Here is a 17,222-nt window from a genome sequence, read left to right as displayed (position 1 = left end):
GTCAACATCTCCTGGAGTACCCATGCCAACCCAGAGCCGACGCTCACCACGGACCCTCTTCGCCGTGGCGGCAGCAGGGGCGCTGATCGCTCCGCTCGCCGCCTGCTCGGGCGCCGGCGGGTCCGGATCCGCCGGTGACAGCTCCGTCAACGTCCTGATGGTGAACAATCCGCAGATGGTGGAGCTGCAGAAGCTGACCGCCGCCCACTTCACCAAGGACACCGGCATCAAGGTGAACTTCACCGTCCTGCCGGAGAACGACGTCCGCGACAAGATCAGCCAGGACTTCGCCAACCAGGCCGGGCAGTACGACGTCGCCACCCTGAGCAACTACGAGATCCCGATCTACGCCAAGAACGGGTGGCTGCACCCCCTGGACGCCTACGTCGAGAAGGACACCGCCTTCGACCAGGCAGACATCCTCCCCCCGATGACCCGGGCGCTCACCGCCGAGGACGGCAAGCTGTACGGGGAGCCGTTCTACGGCGAGTCCTCCTTCCTGATGTACCGCAAGGACGTCCTGGAGAAGGCGGGCTTGACCATGCCGGACAAGCCCACCTGGAAGCAAGTCGCCGACCTGGCCGCCAAGATCGACGGCTCCGGCATGAAGGGCATCTGCCTGCGCGGACTGCCGGGCTGGGGCGAGGTCATGGCACCGCTGACCACGGTGGTGAACACCTTCGGCGGCACCTGGTTCGACAAGGACTGGACCGCACGCCTGGACTCCAAGGAGTTCAAGGAGGCCACCCAGTTCTACGTCGACCTGGTCCGCAAGCACGGCGAGGCCGGTGCCGCCCAGTCCGGCTACGCGGAGTGCCTGAACAACATGACCCAGGGCAAGACGGCCATGTGGTACGACGCCACCGCCGGAGCCGGCTCGCTGGAGGCCGACGGCTCTCCGGTCCAGGGCAAGATCGGCTACGCCCCGGCCCCGGTCGAGAAGACCGAAGGCTCGGGCTGGCTCTACACCTGGGCGTGGGGCATCCAGAAGGCGTCCAAGAACTCCGAGAACGCCTGGAAGTTCATCTCCTGGGCCTCCAGCAAGGACTACGAGAAGCTCGCCGGCGAGAAGGCCGGCTGGTCCAACGTCCCGGCCGGCAAGCGTGCCTCGACCTATGACATCCCGCAGTACCGCAAGGAGGCCGCCGCGTTCGCGGACGTCACCCGGGACGCCATCGCGAACGCCAAGCCCGAGGACCCGGGCGTGCAGCCCCGGCCCGCGCCCGGCATCCAGTTCGTCGGCATCCCCGAGTTCACCGACCTGGGCACCAAGGTCTCCCAGGAGATCAGCTCCGCCATCGCCGGACGCCAGTCGGTGGACAGCGCCCTGAAGAAGGCCCAGAAGCTCGCCGAGGCCGTCGCCGAGAAGTACGAGGGGTCATGACCTTGACGTCACCGGCCCGCGCCGCCGCCGTCTCCGGACGGCCGGCGGCCCGGCGCCCAAACCGCTTGCACGCCTGGGCCACCCGGGCGCCCCTGCTGCCGGCGCTGCTCTTCATGATCGTCGTCACCCAGCTGCCCTTCGTGGCCACCCTGGTGATCTCGTTCCTCGACTGGAACGCGCTCTACCCCGACCGGCGCCGCTTCGCCGGATTCGCCAACTACGGCAAGGTGCTGAGCGACGCCGACCTGCGCAGTTCGGTGTGGACGACCATCCTGCTGACCGTCACCGTGGTACTGGTCAGCCTGGTGCTCGGCCTACTGCTTGCACTGCTCCTTGACCGCCGTTTCCGCGGCCGGGCCGCCGTGCGCACCATGCTCATCGCGCCGTTCCTGCTGGTGCCGGTCGCCGCCGCGTTGATGTGGAAGCACCTGCTGTTCAACCCGGAGTACGGGCTGTTCAACGGCATCCTGCACGCCATCGGCGGCGACGGGGCGGTTCAGCCGGACTGGATCTCCGAGATGCCGCTGATGGCGGTGGAGGCCGCGCTGATCTGGCAGTGGACCCCGTTCATGATGCTGATCCTGCTGGCCGGACTGCAGAGCCGCGATTCACAACTGCTCGAGGCGGCCAGGATGGACGGGGCGAGCAACTGGCAGGTCTTCGTGCACATCACCCTGCCGCATCTGCGCCGCTACCTCGAACTCGGCGTGCTGCTCGGCTCGATCTACATCGTGCAGAACTTCGACGCGGTGTTCACCATCACCTCCGGCGGCCTGGGCACCGCGAACCTGCCGTACACGATCTACCAGACCTTCTACCAGGCGCACGAGAACGGGCTCGCCTCCGCGGCCGGCGTTGTCGTCGTGATCGGCTCGATCATTCTGGCGACCTTCGCGCTGCGCGTGGTGTCGTCGCTGTTCCGTGAGGAGGTGTCCCGCTGATGGCCACCGTCGCCACCACCGCCCCGCGGCTCGGCAAACCGCGCAGCCGGTTGCGGGGGGCAGCCCTGGGCGTCGTCGCCTGGCTGGCCGGACTCGTGTTCGTACTGCCCCTGCTCTGGATGGTACTGACATCCTTCCACTCCGAGGCGGACGCGGCGACCAACCCGCCGTCGGTGGCCGCCGCGCTGACGTTGGACGGCTACCGGCAGTTCTTCGGGCTGACCGGCGGGGCCAGTCCCTGGCCCGCGCTGATCAACTCCATGACCGCCTCGCTGGTCTCCACCCTGCTGACCCTCCTCCTCGCGCTGCCCGCCGCGTACGCGCTGTCCATCCGGCCGGTGAAGAAGTGGACCGACGTCCTGTTCTTCTTCCTGTCCACCAAGATGCTGCCCCTGGTGGCCGGTCTGCTGCCGATCTACCTGTTCGCGAAGAACACCGGCCTGCTCGACAACATCTGGGCGCTGGTCATCCTCTACACGGCCATGAACCTGCCGATCGCGGTCTGGATGATGCAGTCCTTCCTGTCCGAGGTCCCGGTCGCGATCATCGAGGCCGCCCAGATCGACGGCGCCCGGCTGCCGACCGTGCTGGGCCGCGTGGTCGCCCCGATCGCCCTGCCCGGCATCGCGGCGACCGCCCTGATCTGCTTCATCTTCAGCTGGAACGAGCTGATGTTCGCGCGGGTCCTCACGGGTGTGGTCGCCGAGACCGCCCCCGTGTTCCTCACCACCTTCATCACCAGCCAGGGCCTGTTCCTGGCCAAGGTGTGCGCCGCGTCGCTCGTCATCTCCCTGCCGGTGCTCGCCGCGGGGTTCGCCGCCCAGGACAAACTGGTCCAGGGCCTGTCGTTGGGAGCCGTCAAATGAAGGCCGCCGTCATCGAGTCCGTGGGCCGCGCCGTCGTCACCGAGGTCCCCGACCCGACGCCGGGGCCCCGCGAGGTCGTCGTCGAGGTGGCGGCCTGCGGGCTGTGCGGCACCGATCTGCACATCCTCCAGGGGGAGTTCGCGCCCAAGCTGCCGATCGTGCCCGGGCACGAGTTCGCCGGCGAAGTGGCCGCGGTCGGCACGCAGGTCACGGAGGTGTCGGTCGGCGACCGGGTGGCGGTCGACCCGTCGCTGTACTGCTACGAGTGCCGCTACTGCCGCGACGGACACAACAACATGTGCGAGCGGTGGGCCGCGATCGGCGTGACCACCGCGGGCGGCGCCGCCCGGTACGCCGTGGCCCCGGTCGCCAACTGCGTCAAGCTGCCCGAGCACATCCGCACCGAGGACGCGGCCCTGATCGAGCCGCTGTCGTGCGCGGTCCGCGGCTACGACGTACTGCGCACGCGCCTGGGCTCGCACGTGCTGATCTACGGCTCCGGGACCATGGGCCTGATGATGCTGGAACTGGCCAAGCGGACCGGCGCGGCCAGCGTGGACGTGGTCGACGTGAACCCGGCCCGCCTCGAGACGGCCCGGCAGCTGGGCGTGTCGGCGTCCGCGGCGAACGCCGACGAGCTCGACCGGCCACAGGGCTGGGACGTGGTGGTGGACGCGACCGGCAACGCGGCGGCGATCCAGGACGGCTTGGACCGGGTGGCGAAGGCGGGAACCTTCCTCCAGTTCGGCGTGGCCGACTACGCGACCCGGGTGATGATCGACCCGTACCGGATCTACAACCAGGAGATCACCATCACCGGCTCCATGGCGGTGCTGCACAGCTTCGAACGGGCCGCGGAGCTGTTCGCGGCCGGGGTGCTGGACCCCGAGGTCTTCATCAGTGACCGGATCCCGCTGGAGCGGTACCCGGAGGCGCTCGACCAGTTCGCCTCCGGGGTGGGCCGGAAGATCGTGGTGGTCCCGTAGCGAGCACCGGCTCCGGCCGGCGCGGGCGCTGCGCCGCTTCACCCGTCTGCCGGGTAAGGGAACGGTAAAGCGCCCTCGGTCGTTACCTCCCACATGACAGCTATGACCCCCGGCTCGAACATCCCTCTGGCCGCCGCGCGTGTGACGGTGGACGTCACCGCTCCGGTGCGGCTGGACGTATCGGGCCTGCTGCTCACCGCCGACGGCAAGGTGCGCTCGGATGACGACTTCATCTTCTACAACCAGCCGTCCGGGCCGGGCGTGACCTACCGTTCGGGCGGCGGCGGCGCGCCCGACGCGATCATCGTGGACACCGCCGCGGTGCCGCCGGGCATCGAGAAGATCGTGGTCACCGCCAGCCCGGACGCCGCCGGGCAGACCTTCCAGGGCATCGAGCCCACCGCCACCATCCGCGACGCGGACACCGGCTCGGCGCTGGCCACGTTCACCCCGCCGCGGCTCGGCACCGAGACGGCGCTGGTGGTCGTGGAGATCTATCTGCGGAACGGCCAGTGGAAGGCGCGGGCCGTCGGCCAGGGGTACGCCGACGGACTCGCGGGCATCGCCACCGACTTCGGCGTGACGGTGGAGGAACCGGCCCCCGCCCCGGTGGCCCCGCCGCAACCGGTCGTCCCGCCCCAGCCGCTCACCCCGCCGCCCCCGGTGCCCGCCGCGCAGTCCCCGGCCGCTCCTCCGGTTCCCCCGGCCCCGCCGACCGCCGTCCCCGCTCCCGGTGCCGGGAAGGTCAACCTGGACAAGGGCCGGGTCAGCCTCCAGAAGAACCAGACCGTGTCCCTGGTCAAGGGCGGCCGTCCGCTGCTCGCCCGGGTCAAGATGGGCCTCGGCTGGGAACCGGCGTACCGCGGCGCCGACATCGACCTGGACGCCTCGGTCATCGCCTACGGCCCGCAGCGCAACCACATCGACAGCTGCTACTTCGGCAAGCTCACCATCCTGAACGGCGCGGTGAAGCACTCCGGGGACAACCTCACCGGCGAGGGCGCGGGCGACGACGAGGTGATCGTGGTCGACCTCGGACGTCTGCCCCAGGAGGTGACCGGCCTGGTGTTCACCGTGAACTCCTTCTCGGGCCAGAAGTTCACCGAGGTCGCCAAGGCCTACTGCCGCCTGATGGACGCCACCACCGAGGAGGAGCTGGTCCGCTTCGACCTCACCCACGCCCAGCCGCAGACCGGGGTGATGATGGCCAAGCTCATCCGGCAGTTCACCGGCGAGTGGGAGATGACGGCCATGGGCGACTTCGTCAAGGCCCGCACCGTACGGAACATGGTGAAGCCTGCGGCCCAGGCGCTGTAGGACAGAATTCGCCTGTCGCAGTCATTTCACCGGAGGATGAACCACACATGATCACATTGACGAAAGAAGACGGCCCGGCGGACCTGGACGGGGTGACCCACATGTCCATCGGCGTGTCCTGGGACCCCACCGGGGGCACCTCCGGCGGGGTGATGGGCGTGCTCCGCCGCAAGATGGGCACCGACCTCGACCTGATCGCCGTCGCCATGCAGGGCGCGGACCCGGTGCGCCTGGCGGGCCTGGACTCGCTGGACCCCATGGGCAACGGCTCGCTGCTGCACAGCGGCGACAACCAGACCGGCCGGGGCGACGGCGACGACGAGACGGTGACGGTCGAGTTCGCCCGGGTACCGCAGAACATCACCTCGATCGTGTTCATCGCCTCGGCGTTCAAGAAGGGCAGCTCCTTCCAGAAGGCGCGCAACATCAGCTTCAAGGTGTACGACGCCACCGGGGGCACCTCCCAGCAGGTCGCCGACATCTGGCCGAGCCTGCTCACCCAGGACAACGGCTGCGCCGTGGCCAAGGCCATAAGGGTCGGCGGCTCCTGGAAGCTCGAGGTGATCAACGAGACGGGGAAGATCAAGCAGGGCGACGAGCACGCCCTGATGCGCTTCGCCGTCAGCAAGTGACGCGACGCGGCACATGACCAGACGGCCGCGGCCCGCCCGGTGGGGCGCGGGTCGCGGCCGGTCCATGACCGCGGAAGCCGCACCCACGTGGGGGAAACGGTCGCCGCCCCGGCCGGGGTCCGCGGCCGCGCGGGCGTACGCTCCGCCGCGCGGGCGGCCGTCGAACGCGCCGCGTTCCGCCGCCTCGCGCCCCGGGATGCCGCGTGCCCGGATCCGCCGCTCAACCGCCGTGCGCGGAGCGGGCCTTGAACGCCGCCTTGCGTGCTTCCTTGGCGGTCTTCTTGTCCGGGTGCAGCCGTCCCATCGCCTCCAGCACGTCCGCCGTCTGCGGGTGGTCCACCCGCCAGGCCGCCGCGAAGAAGCCGCTGTGCTGCTCGGCGAGTCCCTCGACGAGCGCGTGCAGTTCCTCGGAGTCGCCCTCGGCGGCCAGTTGGGCGGCCACCGTGTCGATGGTCAGCCAGAAGATCATCTCCTGGGACGGCGCCGGCACGTCGGCCAGGCCGCGCTCGGTCAGCCAGACCCGGGCCAGCCCGCCGAGTTCGGCGTCGTCGAGCACCTCCCGCAGCGCCGGTTCGGCCTCGGCACCGACCAGGGACAGCGCCTGCTGGCAGCGCAGCCGCCGCAGCGGCGCGCCCGCGTCCGTGCCGCGTGCTGCGGCAAGCAACTCCCTTGCGGCGGAGAGGGGTTCACGGCTCGCCAGCCACTGCTCGGTCTCCGCGTGCGTGGCCGCCGGGGGAAACCCGGCGGTGCCGTCGAGCAGCGCGTCGGCGCCCTTGTCCGCGAGTTCGCCGATCACCGGCGCCCGGCAGCCGGCCTCCAGCAGCCGGGTCCGCAGCCCGTGCAGTCCGAGCGGGGTCAGCCGCACCATGCCGTAGCGGGCGACGTCCACCTCCTCGACCGGCGTCGACGGCTCGTTCTCGGCCTCCGCCATCAATTCCTCGTCCACCGGGCGGTACTCGACCAGGCCCGTCGGCTCCAGCAGCCGGAACTGGTCGTCCAGCCGCATCATCGCCTCGGAGACCTGCTCCAGTATGTCGTTGGTGGGCTCCCCCATGTCGCTGGGCACGATCATGGAGGCGGCGAGCACGGGCAGCGGTACCGGACCGCCGCCGGACCCGTCCGCGCCGGCCGTCAGCCGGTAGAGGTTGGCGAGCACGCCGTCGAGGAACTCCGCCTCCGCCTCGGGGTCCCAGTCCAGTCCGGAGAGGTCGACCGCGCCGCCCTGACCCACCGCTTCGACCAGCGCGTCCAGATCGGGCACGCTCGCGTCGGCCAGCACGCCCTCGAGGGCGTTCGTCCAGACCGTGAGCACGTCGTGCGGCGAGCCGCCGGTCAGCAGGTCCAGGTCCGGGCCGGGCGCGACGGCGGCCTCGTCCGAGTCCGCGTCGACGATTCGGACGAGCCCGGTGTCCAGGGCGACCCGCCAGGCCTCGCTCGCCCCGGCCGCCGCGCCGTCGCCGCTCAGGCCGAGCACCGCGGCGGCGGCGGGCAGTTGCTCCTCGGCCAGCCCGCCGTCGGCGTCGACCCGTGTCCCGTCTCCGGCCCAGCGCGCGAGCCGCGCGGCGCGGGACAGCAGCGGTGTGGCGAGCGCGTCCCGGGCCAGCTCCGGTTCGGAGGCGAGCCGCACCGGCGGGAACGAGGACCTGTCTGACATCGGCTGGTTTCTCCTAGCGGACCGGGGCCCGGAGGGTGGGAAGCCCACGGGCCGGTAAGTCTGACGACTCAACCGCTCAGCCTAGACGGATTTCGACCCATCCCATCCAGTTCACCTTTCCGTCATGCCTCGTACATGGCTGAAACCTTGACAGCGGACCGGGCCACACAGGAGATTGACGCGCGTAGAAATAGCGGAGGCGGCCGTTCCCGTCACGCTCTACGCGCGTGGATCCGTGCGCCTCCGGTCGCGGCCCGCGTCTTCGCGTCGCACTCCCCGTCGCCGCGCTCCGTCATGCCCCGAAGGGATCCGCCTTGCCCAGCAAGTCCTCCGCGCGTCTCGCCGCGCTGACCATCGCCGCCGTCTGCTCGGCCACGTCCGCCGTCGTCCTCACCTCTCCCGCGCACGCGGACACCGTGCGCATCCACGACATCCAGGGCGCCACTCGCATATCCCCCTACGCGAACCAGCAGGTCACGGCCGTGCCCGGCATCGTCACCGCCGTGCGCACCTACGGCTCCACCAGGGGCTTCTGGATGCAGGACGCCAATCCTGACAACAACCCCGCCACCAGCGAGGGCGTCTTCGTCTTCACCAGCTCCACCCCGACGGTCGCCGTCGGCGACTCCGTCACGGTGACCGGCACGGTCTCCGAGTACGTCCCGGGCGGCGCCACCTCCGGCAACCAGTCGATCACCGAGATCACCAAGCCGACGGTCACCGTCGTCTCCAAGGGCAACCCGGTCCCGGCCCCGGTCGTGATCGACGCCAAGTCGGTGCCCGCCGCCTACACCCAGGCCGGCGACCCCGCCGCGAAGGGCTCGATCAACGGTCTGACCCTGGAGCCGACGAAGTACGCCCTGGACTACTACGAGTCCCTGGAGGGCATGAACGTCCAGATCGCCGACGCCCGCGTGGTCACCGCCACCAACCCCTACAGCGAGCTGTGGGTCACGGTGAAGCCGGACGAGAACCGCAGCACCCGCGGCGGCACGGTCTACGGCTCCTACGACTCCCAGAACACCGGCCGCCTGCAGATCGAGTCGCTGGGCTCCACCGCCGACTTCCCCGTGGCGAACGTCGGCGACACCCTCGCCGGCACCACCACCGGCCCGATGGACTTCAACTCCTACGGCGGCTACACGATCGTCGCCAACCAGCTCGGCACGCTCGAGAGCGGCGGCCTGAAGCGCGAGACGACCGCCAAGCAGTCGCCGGGCGAGCTCTCGGTGGCCACCTACAACGTCGAGAACCTCGACCCGTCCGACGCCACCTTCGACGAGCACGCCGCCGCGATCGTGCACAACCTCCAGTCGCCCGACATCGTGTCCCTGGAGGAGATCCAGGACAACAACGGCGCCGTGGACGACGGCACGGTCGACGCGAGCGCGACCGTCGGCAAGCTGATCGACGCGATCGTCAAGGCCGGCGGCCCGAAGTACGACTGGCGCTCGATCGACCCGGTCAACGACCAGGACGGCGGCGAGCCGGGCGGCAACATCCGCCAGGTGTTCCTGTTCAACCCCGAGCGGGTCTCCTTCACCGACCGCCCGGGCGGCGACTCGACCACCGCGGTCGGCGTCACCAAGGTGAACGGCAACAAGGCTGCCCTGACGGTCTCCCCGGGCCGGATCAACCCCGCGAGCGGCGCCTGGAAGAACAGCCGCAAGCCGCTGGCCGGCGAGTTCGTCTTCCACGGCCGCACGGTCGTGGTGATCGCCAACCACTTCGCCTCCAAGGGCGGCGACCAGGCCCTGACCGCGCAGTACCAGCCGCCGACGCGCAGCTCGGAGGTCCAGCGCCACCGCCAGGCGGCCGAGGTGAACTCCTTCGTCAAGGACATCCTGAAGGTCGAGAAGAACGCGGACGTCGTCGTGCTCGGCGACATGAACGACTTCGAGTTCTCCGACACCGCGAAGATCCTCGAGGGTGACGGCGAGCTGTGGTCGGCGATCAAGTCGCTGCCCAAGAACGAGCGTTACACCTACGACTACCAGGGCAACCTCCAGGTCCTGGACCAGATCCTGATCAGCCCGGCGATCAAGCGCGGCGGCAACTTCGACTACGACAGCGTCCACGTCAACGCGGAGTTCCACGACCAGACCAGCGACCACGACCCGCAGGTGCTCCGGTTCCACCCGTAACACCCGAGTGTCCTGAGGACGGGGTCGGCGGCCGTCAGGCGCAGACCCCGTCCAGCCATTCCCGCCAGGCCAGTTCGTTGGCCTTGGCGTCGGCGTCCGGCGCGAAGTCGTGGACGCTGACGCCGACCGGGGCGCCCCAGTGGTTGCGGCCGAAGAGGCGGATGAGGGCGTCGTCGGTGCGCAGCCCGATGAAGTACGGGCTGCGGTAGTCGAGCACGGCCTCGAACGTCCGGGGCCCCTGTACGGTCACGCGCGCACCCGTGGCCGTGTCGTCGGTGAGCCCGAGGGCCCGGCCCACGGCCGTGAAGGCGTCGGGTGCGGTGGACGCCTCCGGGCCGTCCAGGGTCGCGAAGGCCACCGGGCGCGGCGCGAAGTGCGTCAGGTACTCGCGCAGGGTGTGCAGATAGAAGTCGGTGTGCTTGTTCGCGCCGTCGTACTGGTTGTCCCAGTCGTCGGTGAAGATGCCGCTGTGCACGTACCGCACCCAGGCGCGGCGGCCGTCGTCGCGCGGTTCGATGGTGTGGTCGAGCTGGTTGAGCGACTGGACCGGGAACCCGACGTCCTCGCTGCGGTTGGTGTAGCGGTGCGGCGGGTCCCAGGCGGTGACCGTGGACCCGAACGGTCCGGCGCCGCCCACCCGGGGCTCCGGCGGCTCCATCGGCCACAGGTATCCACCGGTACCGGTCGTGATCGCCTCCCACACCTCCTGGGGCGTGGCGTCGACCTCGAACTCACGGACGATCTCGAATTCCTTGGACATGACGTGCTCCTGCTCGATGACGATCGGGGGTACTGGGCTGTCACTGGGCTTCGGGTTCCACGGCGGGCGCGGCCTGCTCCTTCACCGTGGGGTGGACGGCGACGACGATCCGGTGGTCGCGTCCGCCCTCGGCGTCCGGGGCGTCGTACTTGCGGATCAGGGCGGTGACGCCGGCCGTCAGCTCCTCGACGAACGCGGCCCGGTCGGCGGCCGAGGCGAAGCGGACCTCGCCGTCCAGGGCGTAGGTCGCCAGCCGCTTGCGGGCCTTGGCCGCGCCGGTGATCAGCGAGCCGACGTCGCGCACCAGCCGGGCGCCGAGGGCGAGCAGCCAGCGCGCGGAGAGCTGGTCGCGGAAGCGGTCCGGGTCGGGCTGCACGGAGGCCAGGGCCAGCGGGGAGATGACGTACGACGCGGCGGTGGCGCGCATCAGCCGCTCGGTGACGTTGCCCTTGCGGCGCTCGCCCGCCAGCTCGACCAGTCCGTGCCGCTCCAGCGCCTTGAGGTGGTAGTTCACCTTCTGCCGGGGCAGGCCGACCGTACCGGCCAGCATGGCGGCCGAGGCGGGGCCTGCCGCCAGTTCGGCGAGCAGCCTGGCCCTTGTGGGGTCCAGGGAGACGGCTGCGGCCTCGGGGTCCTCGATCACGGTGACGTCCAGCATGGAACCCACCCTCCCACCGAAAATTTTTTTTGTCCAGACGGTTTCATTTTTCGGCGACCGGTACGTCGGTCACCGGCACAACGGGAAGGCCGCCCCCACCTCTCGGGTGGGGGCGGCCTTCAGGAAGCCGGTGGTCCCGGTGCGCGGCTCGGAGCGGACGACCTCGGCGACGGCGGCCGCGCCGGATCAGCGGTCCGGCTGCCACCAGTGCCGCGGCTGCCGCGAGCGCCTGCCGCGCCGGATCAGCAGTCCGGCCGCGACCAGCGCCGCGCCTGCCCCGAGCGCGAGCATCAGCGGGCGCGGATTGCGGCGGTACACCTGGACCGCGCTGCTCACCGGGGTCCGCTCCTGGAGCGTGTGCCCGGCCCGGCTCGCCCTCTCCTGGGCCTGGTGGCCGGCGTGAGTGGCCCTCTCCTGGACGGCATGCCCGGCCTGCGCGGCGGAGCTGCGCAGCTGGACCGTCATGGCGCCGGCCTTGTCCTTCAGGTCGGCCGCGCGGGCCCTCGCACGGCCCTTCACATCCGCCTTGGCGGCCAATTCCTGTACTGTGTCGCCCAGTTGACTCCTGGTCTGTTCAATCTGCTGCCTCAGCTCATCGGGGCCCTTCGCGCCGGCGGGCGGGGTGAAGCCGCCGCCGTCGCCCTGTGTCCTGTCGGTCATCGGTGGCGTGCCCTTTCCTTGATCACCTCAACGTCGGCCTTGACGCTGCCGAGCATCTCCTTCGGCACGGGCCGTGCGGCGCGGCGCAGCTGGGCGCGGCCGACCAGGGCCAGCACGCCCGCGATCGCGAACAGCACGCCCGTCACAATGAGCGCCGCGGCCCACACGGGCAGCACCAGCGAGAGGGCGGCGGTGGCCGCGCCGGCGAGCGCGATCAGCCCGACATAGCCGATGGCGCCCGCCGCGCCGAGCAGTTCGCCGCCGCGCCCCATGCGGCGCCCCTTCTCGGTCAGCTCCAGCTTGGCCAGGGTCAATTCCTGCCGTACGAGCTGAGAAAGCTGTTCAGTGGCCCGGTGGACGAGTTCACCCACCGAATGCTCACCCACCGAAGGTTCGATCCGTGAAAGTTCTTCCACAGGAGGCTCGGCAGGCAACCGTTCAGCCACCGAAGGTTCGGCAGGTGAACGTTCATCCACCATACGGTCGCCCGCCGAGCGGTCTCGCACTGGGCGGCGCTGGTCGCGCGCAGGCCTCACATCGATCGTCCCGGTCACGGTGTCCGCCTCCTCTCGGTCCGGACCACCCGGGTACCCCGGGACGTCTCCGGCTATCCCTGGCCCGGACCGCTGGGCCCGCGCTCGCCGAGCCGGGCCAGCTGGGCCTGGAACCAGTCGAGGCGTGCCTGCAACAGGGCGGCCTCCGCGACGAGTTCGGGGACCCCGAGCCCTTCGGGCCCGGCGAGCGGCCCGGCCGGCGACCCGGACGCGGCAACCGTCGAGGCGACCGGTGCCGGCCCGCCGACGCCCGCCACGACCCGCAGCCCGTCCCCGGCCAGCCTGGCGAAGCCGGCGAGCGTCACCGACGTACGGCCGCGCAGGCAGCCCGCGCAGACAGCGGTCAGCGCGCGCCAGCCGGGCCTGCCCCAGCCCGCGTCGGCCAGGGCGGAGGCGGGCGCGCCGCACGCGCACGGGCCGACCGCCGCCATGCGCACCCGCTGGCGGGCATAGCGGAAACCGCGTTCGAAGCGGATGTAGGCGCCGAGGACGGAGACCTCCAGCAGAACGGCGCTCCGGTGCTCGGCCGTGCACAGCAGGGCCTCGGCGGCGGCGCGTTCGTGCACGCAGTGGAACCCGCAGTCGCACAGACGGGCCGGTGGCCGGTGCCGGCGGCCGTAGACGCAGGCCGCGTCTGCGACGACGCCGTACGGGAGCGCGCCGCCGAGCGACACACCGGTGAAGCGGACCCGGGTGCCGTCGTGGGACAGCACCGGGTGGGCGATCTTGTATCCGGTCGGCGGCTCCGTGGGGCGTTCCGCGGGCAGCCGCAGCCTCATCGGGCGGCCGGAGCCTCTTCGGGAGTGGCGGCGGCCTGCGGTTCCTGGATCTGCTGGATCTCCTGGACCGCCGCGGGGAGTCCGGCCTCCTCCTCGCGGACCGGCGACCGCTCCTCGGCGACTCCGGTGGCCAGTGCCTTGCCGAGCCTCATGACGCCTCCCATGCCTGTCCGTCGGTGACCTCCTGCCCATGGTGGCGCACCACGGGCGACTTGGACACAGGGCACCATCGCTCCAGCTCTACTTATGGATATCCAGTAGAAGAATTAAGTGGAGCTTCACGGTTGCCCTGTCGACACTGCTTCCATGACGACGACCACAGCCACTCCCGCCCCTCCCTTCGGCCGCGCCCTGTGCGCCATGATCACGCCCTTCACCGACTCGGGCGCGCTCGACCTCGACGGCACCCAGCGGCTCGCCGACCGGCTGGTGACCGAGGGCTGCGACGGTCTCGTGCTCAGCGGTACGACGGGCGAGTCGCCGACCACGACGGACGCCGAGAAGTCGGCGCTCGTCCGGGCCGTGCGTGAGGCGGTCGGGGAGCGTGCCTCGATCGTGGCGGGCGTGGGCACCGCCGACACCCGGCACACCGTCGAGTTGGCGCTGGCGGCCGAGAAGGCGGGCGCGGACGGGGTGCTGGTGGTGACGCCGTACTACAGCAGGCCGCCGCAGGACGCCGTGGAGGAGCACTTCCGCACGGTGGCGGACGCCTCCGGGCTGCCGGTGGTGCTCTACGACATCCCCGGCCGCACCGGCACGCGCATCGAGCCGGACACCATGCTGCGGCTGGCCGCACACCCCCGGATCGTGGCGGTCAAGGACTGCTCCTACGACTTCCTCGGCACCCAGAAGGTGCTGTCCCGCACCGAGTTGGCGTACTACGCGGGCTGCGAGGAGCACATCCTCGCGCTGTACGCGGTGGGCGGCACCGGATACGTCAGCACGGTCGCGAACCTCGTCCCGCGCCAACTGCGCTCGATCCTCGACGCGTTCGACGCGGGCGACACCGCCCGCGCCGCCCGGCTCCAGCAACTGGCCACCGAACTGGTCGAGTCGACGATGTCCGCCGGCCTGCCCGGCACGGTCACCGTCAAGGCGCTGCTGAACGACCTGGGCCGGCCCGCGGGCCCGGTCCGCGCCCCCCTGCGCCCCGCCGACCGCGAGACGGTCGAGGGGCTGCGGGCAGCGTACGAACGACTGCGGGCGGCGTGATCCCCACACATGCCCGCGTCGTGACGTGACGTCAGTTGTGGCTGTTCTGAACGAGATGCGGGTCAGGGGGTCAACCGGCCGCGTGGGCCGTCTCGGCTCAGGGCGCAGTCCTGGGACAGTGGCGAACACACGACTACAGGGCGCAGGAGCATCCGGCGACCCCGTGCTCACGGCGTGACCTTGTCACCACGTTGGGCGGATGAATGGCGCTCCCAGCCTCTGCCTCCGGGGCCGTAGGGCCTCCAGACTCCCGCCGGAAGCGTCCCGCGTCCGGCGGGAGATGCTTGTTTACCGTCTTTTGACTCAAAACGCCATCCAATTTCCATGCTGGGGCGTATCACCTTCGAAAATGTCTCAGGCATATGCCGGAGGAATGCCATGGCGATCTTCAGCGCTCTCTTCCCCGCCCTGGGTCGTGACCACGGGGACCACGGCCACGGGGACCACGGGGACCGGGACCACGGCGACCACGACCACGGGGACCGCGACCACGGCGACCGCGACCGTGACCGCGACCACGGCGACCGGGACCACGGTGATCACGGTTACTGATTTTGACAACCACCAGTGACTCGAAAGAGCGGAGCGGACCGGAGACCAAGGGAGCCGGCCCGCCCCGTTTGAGGACTCCAAAACTGTGGCGCCGAGGCCAGACGAAGGTCGCCGGGCTGAACCGGCCGACATGAGCGGGCCGCCGTACCGCCTCCGTCACGGATGCACGAGCATGAGCGGACCGAACGCCCCGGAGATGGGCTGAAGGGGAGCAACTGCTGCCGCGATATGGCCAGGCCCGTCATGGGCGCTGCGCCAGGCACACCGCCGTCGTGACCCAGTGGCGTGCCTGGCACTGCTGGACGACGCCTCAGGTGCGGGAGCGAGTTCTGTGAGTGTCGTGGGACGCGTCCGGCAGGCGGGTAACGGCCATGAGGGCGGCGGCGTCGTCCAGGCGCCCTTCGGTGTACCGGGTCAGATCGGCGATGAGGGCGTCCAGGATCACACCGGGGTCCGCTGGGAGGGGACGGGACAGGAATGGCACGGGATCGTAGAAGGTGCCGTGGCGGTCGCGTGCCTCCACCAGGCCGTCGGCGAAACCAGAAGCCATCTCGGCGCCGATGGACAGCCGCCCATGAACCCAGGTGAACGCCCCTGCACATACCCCTGCGCCTCACCAACACAGTTGGAAAGCGTGCCCCTGCCCCAGCGCACAGTGAAGGTTGAGGCACAGTCGGCGCCCGAGTGATAGACAGCCTTCATGGCGCAGTTCTTGGTACTCGCCGACAGCGAGGCAGACAATGGCGGGTCGACGTCGAGGCGCTGGCCATGGCTATACGGACTCGATGGGCAACCGTTGAGACCGACCCGACTCCTCGAAGCGAGGCACGAAGCTTCAGTTGGTTCTTCGAGACGGGGAGCGGCTCAGGCGAGGCCCATCTGCACGAGGACGGTACCTGCCTGTACCTGGACGCCTGGCAGGCGGACGCCCTGTGGCTGGCGATCGTGTTCCGCAGGCTCGCGCCGGCCCACCTTGACGTGGTGTTCTGCGACGAGGGCTATACCTTCGACGTTCGTCTCCAGCCTGAGGCCACCGACGCCGAGTTGACTGACCTGATGGCGCAGTCCGATCCGGCTGCGGAATCTTCGTGCACCACAAGTGCACCAGATCGATCGGGGAACAGCGGGGAATCACGCTGAAAGCGGCCCAGCCCAAGGAGCGGCGGCCGAGTCGTTCACCAAGGTCAGCGCCCAGACCACGCACCAGTGATCGCAGCTTCCCAAGCTGAGGGCGCCGGCCTGGGGTGCTGACCGTGGAGGCAAGGGCCGTCATCCGACTCACGCTTCGGCGTTGAGCGCCTTTCGGGCTGCCTGCTGGAAGACCCTTCCAGGTTCTCGTTTGGCTGCCACCGCTTCCATGTATTTCTCGTCAAACTCAGCGAGGTTGCCGCGACCTGCTGCGCGAGCCGCTTCGTGCCAGGCGACTGCCGCCTGGTCCAGCGCGTACATGGCGCGTCGCAGGTCTTCAGCTGCCTCTGCCACAGGGCCAGGGCCCGCGACGGCAACGGCGGCTACCGCCGCGCTGAACGGCGCCCATGCCGCATGCGCCTCCACGGCTTCCGCCTCCCACTGCTCCATCGTGGTGCCGTTTGTGCGGAGCCGGACCGCAACCCTCCACCAGCGGGCCGATACCTGCTTCGACGCACTGAGGCATGCGCTGTACGCCTCCCGGCGCACCCCCTCCAACCGGTGCTGCTGGTCTATTCGCTGTTGGCGTTCCTGCTGTCGAGCTTGACCAACGAGTGTGAGCCAACCGCCCCCGGCACCACCCAGCATGCCGATGGCCGCACCAACCACTGCCGCTGTCCCCGAGTCCATGTGACGGAGATACCCACCCGGCAGTTCCCACCACAACCGCAGGAACAAGCTTTTTGCCCACGCCACGTGGCATCCCGGTCAGTTCATCGTCCGGAGCAGTAAAGGCGACCCGAGTAGCGAGACCGAGTGAGCACCACCGATTTCGGGCAAGCCAGGCAGTTGCCGCACAGCAGGGAGGTACAGCGACCACCGTGATCGCAACCACCCGGCAACGGCCCTCGAAGGCCGCCTGACCAGCCCACCAGACCTCAATGACCGCCCAGCCGAGAGTTCGGGACGAAGGGTCGCGTGCCACACCCGTGCCT

19 protein-coding genes are annotated in these 17,222 nt (G+C 70.2%); 9 read left to right on the top strand and 10 right to left on the bottom strand.

The genetic code is table 11. The features are described from left to right. Positions 1-22: 22 nt before the first annotated feature. From ACFY3J_RS03910 to ACFY3J_RS03885, 6 genes are all read left to right on the top strand, one after another. Entirely contained in the window at positions 23-1,384 is a 1,362-nt protein-coding gene (locus tag ACFY3J_RS03910) for an ABC transporter substrate-binding protein (RefSeq protein WP_390840142.1), read from the top strand. Continuing rightward, positions 1,381-2,325, top strand: coding sequence for a carbohydrate ABC transporter permease (locus ACFY3J_RS03905; RefSeq protein WP_384182900.1), 945 nt, complete (start codon positions 1,381-1,383; stop codon positions 2,323-2,325). Before ACFY3J_RS03910 ends, ACFY3J_RS03905 begins: the two co-directional genes overlap by 4 nt. Continuing rightward, positions 2,325-3,191: a carbohydrate ABC transporter permease gene (locus ACFY3J_RS03900; RefSeq protein ID WP_384182903.1), complete on the top strand. Its 867-nt coding sequence runs from the start codon at positions 2,325-2,327 to the stop codon at positions 3,189-3,191. The genes ACFY3J_RS03905 and ACFY3J_RS03900 overlap by 1 nt, the downstream gene beginning before the upstream one ends. After that, on the top strand, positions 3,188-4,177 hold the full coding sequence (locus ACFY3J_RS03895; protein ID WP_384182905.1) for a zinc-dependent alcohol dehydrogenase family protein: 990 nt from the start codon (positions 3,188-3,190) through the stop codon (positions 4,175-4,177). Before ACFY3J_RS03900 ends, ACFY3J_RS03895 begins: the two co-directional genes overlap by 4 nt. Positions 4,178-4,279: 102 nt before the next feature. Then, positions 4,280-5,494, top strand: a complete 1,215-nt coding sequence (locus ACFY3J_RS03890) for a TerD family protein (RefSeq protein WP_384183030.1) — start codon at positions 4,280-4,282, stop codon at positions 5,492-5,494. 47 nt (positions 5,495-5,541) lie between these two features. Next, entirely contained in the window at positions 5,542-6,126 is a 585-nt protein-coding gene (locus ACFY3J_RS03885; RefSeq protein ID WP_384182908.1) for a TerD family protein, read from the top strand. A gap of 220 nt (positions 6,127-6,346) precedes the next feature. Here the strand turns inward: ACFY3J_RS03885 and ACFY3J_RS03880 are convergent, their stop codons facing one another. Further along, on the bottom strand, positions 6,347-7,780 hold the full coding sequence (locus ACFY3J_RS03880) for a hypothetical protein (RefSeq protein ID WP_384182910.1): 1,434 nt from the start codon (positions 7,778-7,780) through the stop codon (positions 6,347-6,349). 314 nt (positions 7,781-8,094) lie between these two features. On the opposite strand from ACFY3J_RS03880, the gene ACFY3J_RS03875 reads away from it, so the two are divergent. Continuing rightward, complete coding sequence (locus ACFY3J_RS03875; protein WP_390840139.1) at positions 8,095-9,924, top strand: endonuclease/exonuclease/phosphatase family protein; 1,830 nt, start codon at positions 8,095-8,097, stop codon at positions 9,922-9,924. Between the two features lie 34 nt (positions 9,925-9,958). Here the strand turns inward: ACFY3J_RS03875 and ACFY3J_RS03870 are convergent, their stop codons facing one another. From ACFY3J_RS03870 to ACFY3J_RS03845, 6 genes are all read right to left on the bottom strand, one after another. Next, positions 9,959-10,684 (bottom strand): SRPBCC domain-containing protein, encoded by a 726-nt coding sequence (locus ACFY3J_RS03870; protein WP_384182916.1) that lies wholly within the window; start codon positions 10,682-10,684, stop codon positions 9,959-9,961. 40 nt (positions 10,685-10,724) lie between these two features. After that, on the bottom strand, positions 10,725-11,342 hold the full coding sequence (locus ACFY3J_RS03865) for an ArsR/SmtB family transcription factor (protein ID WP_384182918.1): 618 nt from the start codon (positions 11,340-11,342) through the stop codon (positions 10,725-10,727). Positions 11,343-11,528: 186 nt separating this feature from the next. After that, complete coding sequence (locus tag ACFY3J_RS03860) at positions 11,529-12,002, bottom strand: DUF3618 domain-containing protein (protein WP_384182921.1); 474 nt, start codon at positions 12,000-12,002, stop codon at positions 11,529-11,531. Further along, positions 11,999-12,481 (bottom strand): phage holin family protein, encoded by a 483-nt coding sequence (locus tag ACFY3J_RS03855; protein ID WP_384183032.1) that lies wholly within the window; start codon positions 12,479-12,481, stop codon positions 11,999-12,001. Before ACFY3J_RS03855 ends, ACFY3J_RS03860 begins: the two co-directional genes overlap by 4 nt. A gap of 128 nt (positions 12,482-12,609) precedes the next feature. Continuing rightward, on the bottom strand, positions 12,610-13,335 hold the full coding sequence (locus tag ACFY3J_RS03850; protein ID WP_390840136.1) for a hypothetical protein: 726 nt from the start codon (positions 13,333-13,335) through the stop codon (positions 12,610-12,612). Then, the gene (locus ACFY3J_RS03845) at positions 13,332-13,487 is read right to left on the bottom strand and encodes a hypothetical protein (protein WP_384182927.1); all 156 of its coding nucleotides are present in this window, start codon (positions 13,485-13,487) and stop codon (positions 13,332-13,334) included. The genes ACFY3J_RS03850 and ACFY3J_RS03845 overlap by 4 nt, the downstream gene beginning before the upstream one ends. 154 nt (positions 13,488-13,641) lie before the next feature. Here ACFY3J_RS03845 and dapA point away from each other — a divergent pair, with 154 nt between their 5' ends. Further along, on the top strand, positions 13,642-14,547 hold the full coding sequence (dapA, locus tag ACFY3J_RS03840; protein ID WP_384182930.1) for a 4-hydroxy-tetrahydrodipicolinate synthase: 906 nt from the start codon (positions 13,642-13,644) through the stop codon (positions 14,545-14,547). Positions 14,548-14,901: 354 nt separating this feature from the next. On the opposite strand, the gene ACFY3J_RS03835 is transcribed toward dapA, so the two are convergent. Then, the gene (locus ACFY3J_RS03835) at positions 14,902-15,090 is read right to left on the bottom strand and encodes a hypothetical protein (RefSeq protein WP_384182932.1); all 189 of its coding nucleotides are present in this window, start codon (positions 15,088-15,090) and stop codon (positions 14,902-14,904) included. 319 nt (positions 15,091-15,409) lie between these two features. Continuing rightward, complete coding sequence (locus tag ACFY3J_RS03830; protein ID WP_384182936.1) at positions 15,410-15,649, bottom strand: hypothetical protein; 240 nt, start codon at positions 15,647-15,649, stop codon at positions 15,410-15,412. A 218-nt stretch (positions 15,650-15,867) separates the two neighbouring features. Between ACFY3J_RS03830 and ACFY3J_RS03825 the strand changes: the two genes are divergently transcribed. Continuing rightward, positions 15,868-16,239, top strand: a complete 372-nt coding sequence (locus ACFY3J_RS03825) for a hypothetical protein (RefSeq protein WP_384182939.1) — start codon at positions 15,868-15,870, stop codon at positions 16,237-16,239. Between the two features lie 138 nt (positions 16,240-16,377). On the opposite strand, the gene ACFY3J_RS03820 is transcribed toward ACFY3J_RS03825, so the two are convergent. Beyond that, a complete protein-coding gene (locus ACFY3J_RS03820; RefSeq protein WP_384182942.1) occupies positions 16,378-16,677 on the bottom strand; it encodes a hypothetical protein in 300 nt (99 codons plus the stop codon). Between the last annotated feature and the right edge of the window lie 545 nt (positions 16,678-17,222).

Source organism: Streptomyces sp. NPDC001231, assembly GCF_042896885.1.
GTDB lineage: Bacteria > Actinomycetota > Actinomycetes > Streptomycetales > Streptomycetaceae > Streptomyces.
The sequence above is the reverse complement of the archived record's forward strand: the minus strand, read 5'-3'. Positions and strand labels throughout refer to the sequence as shown.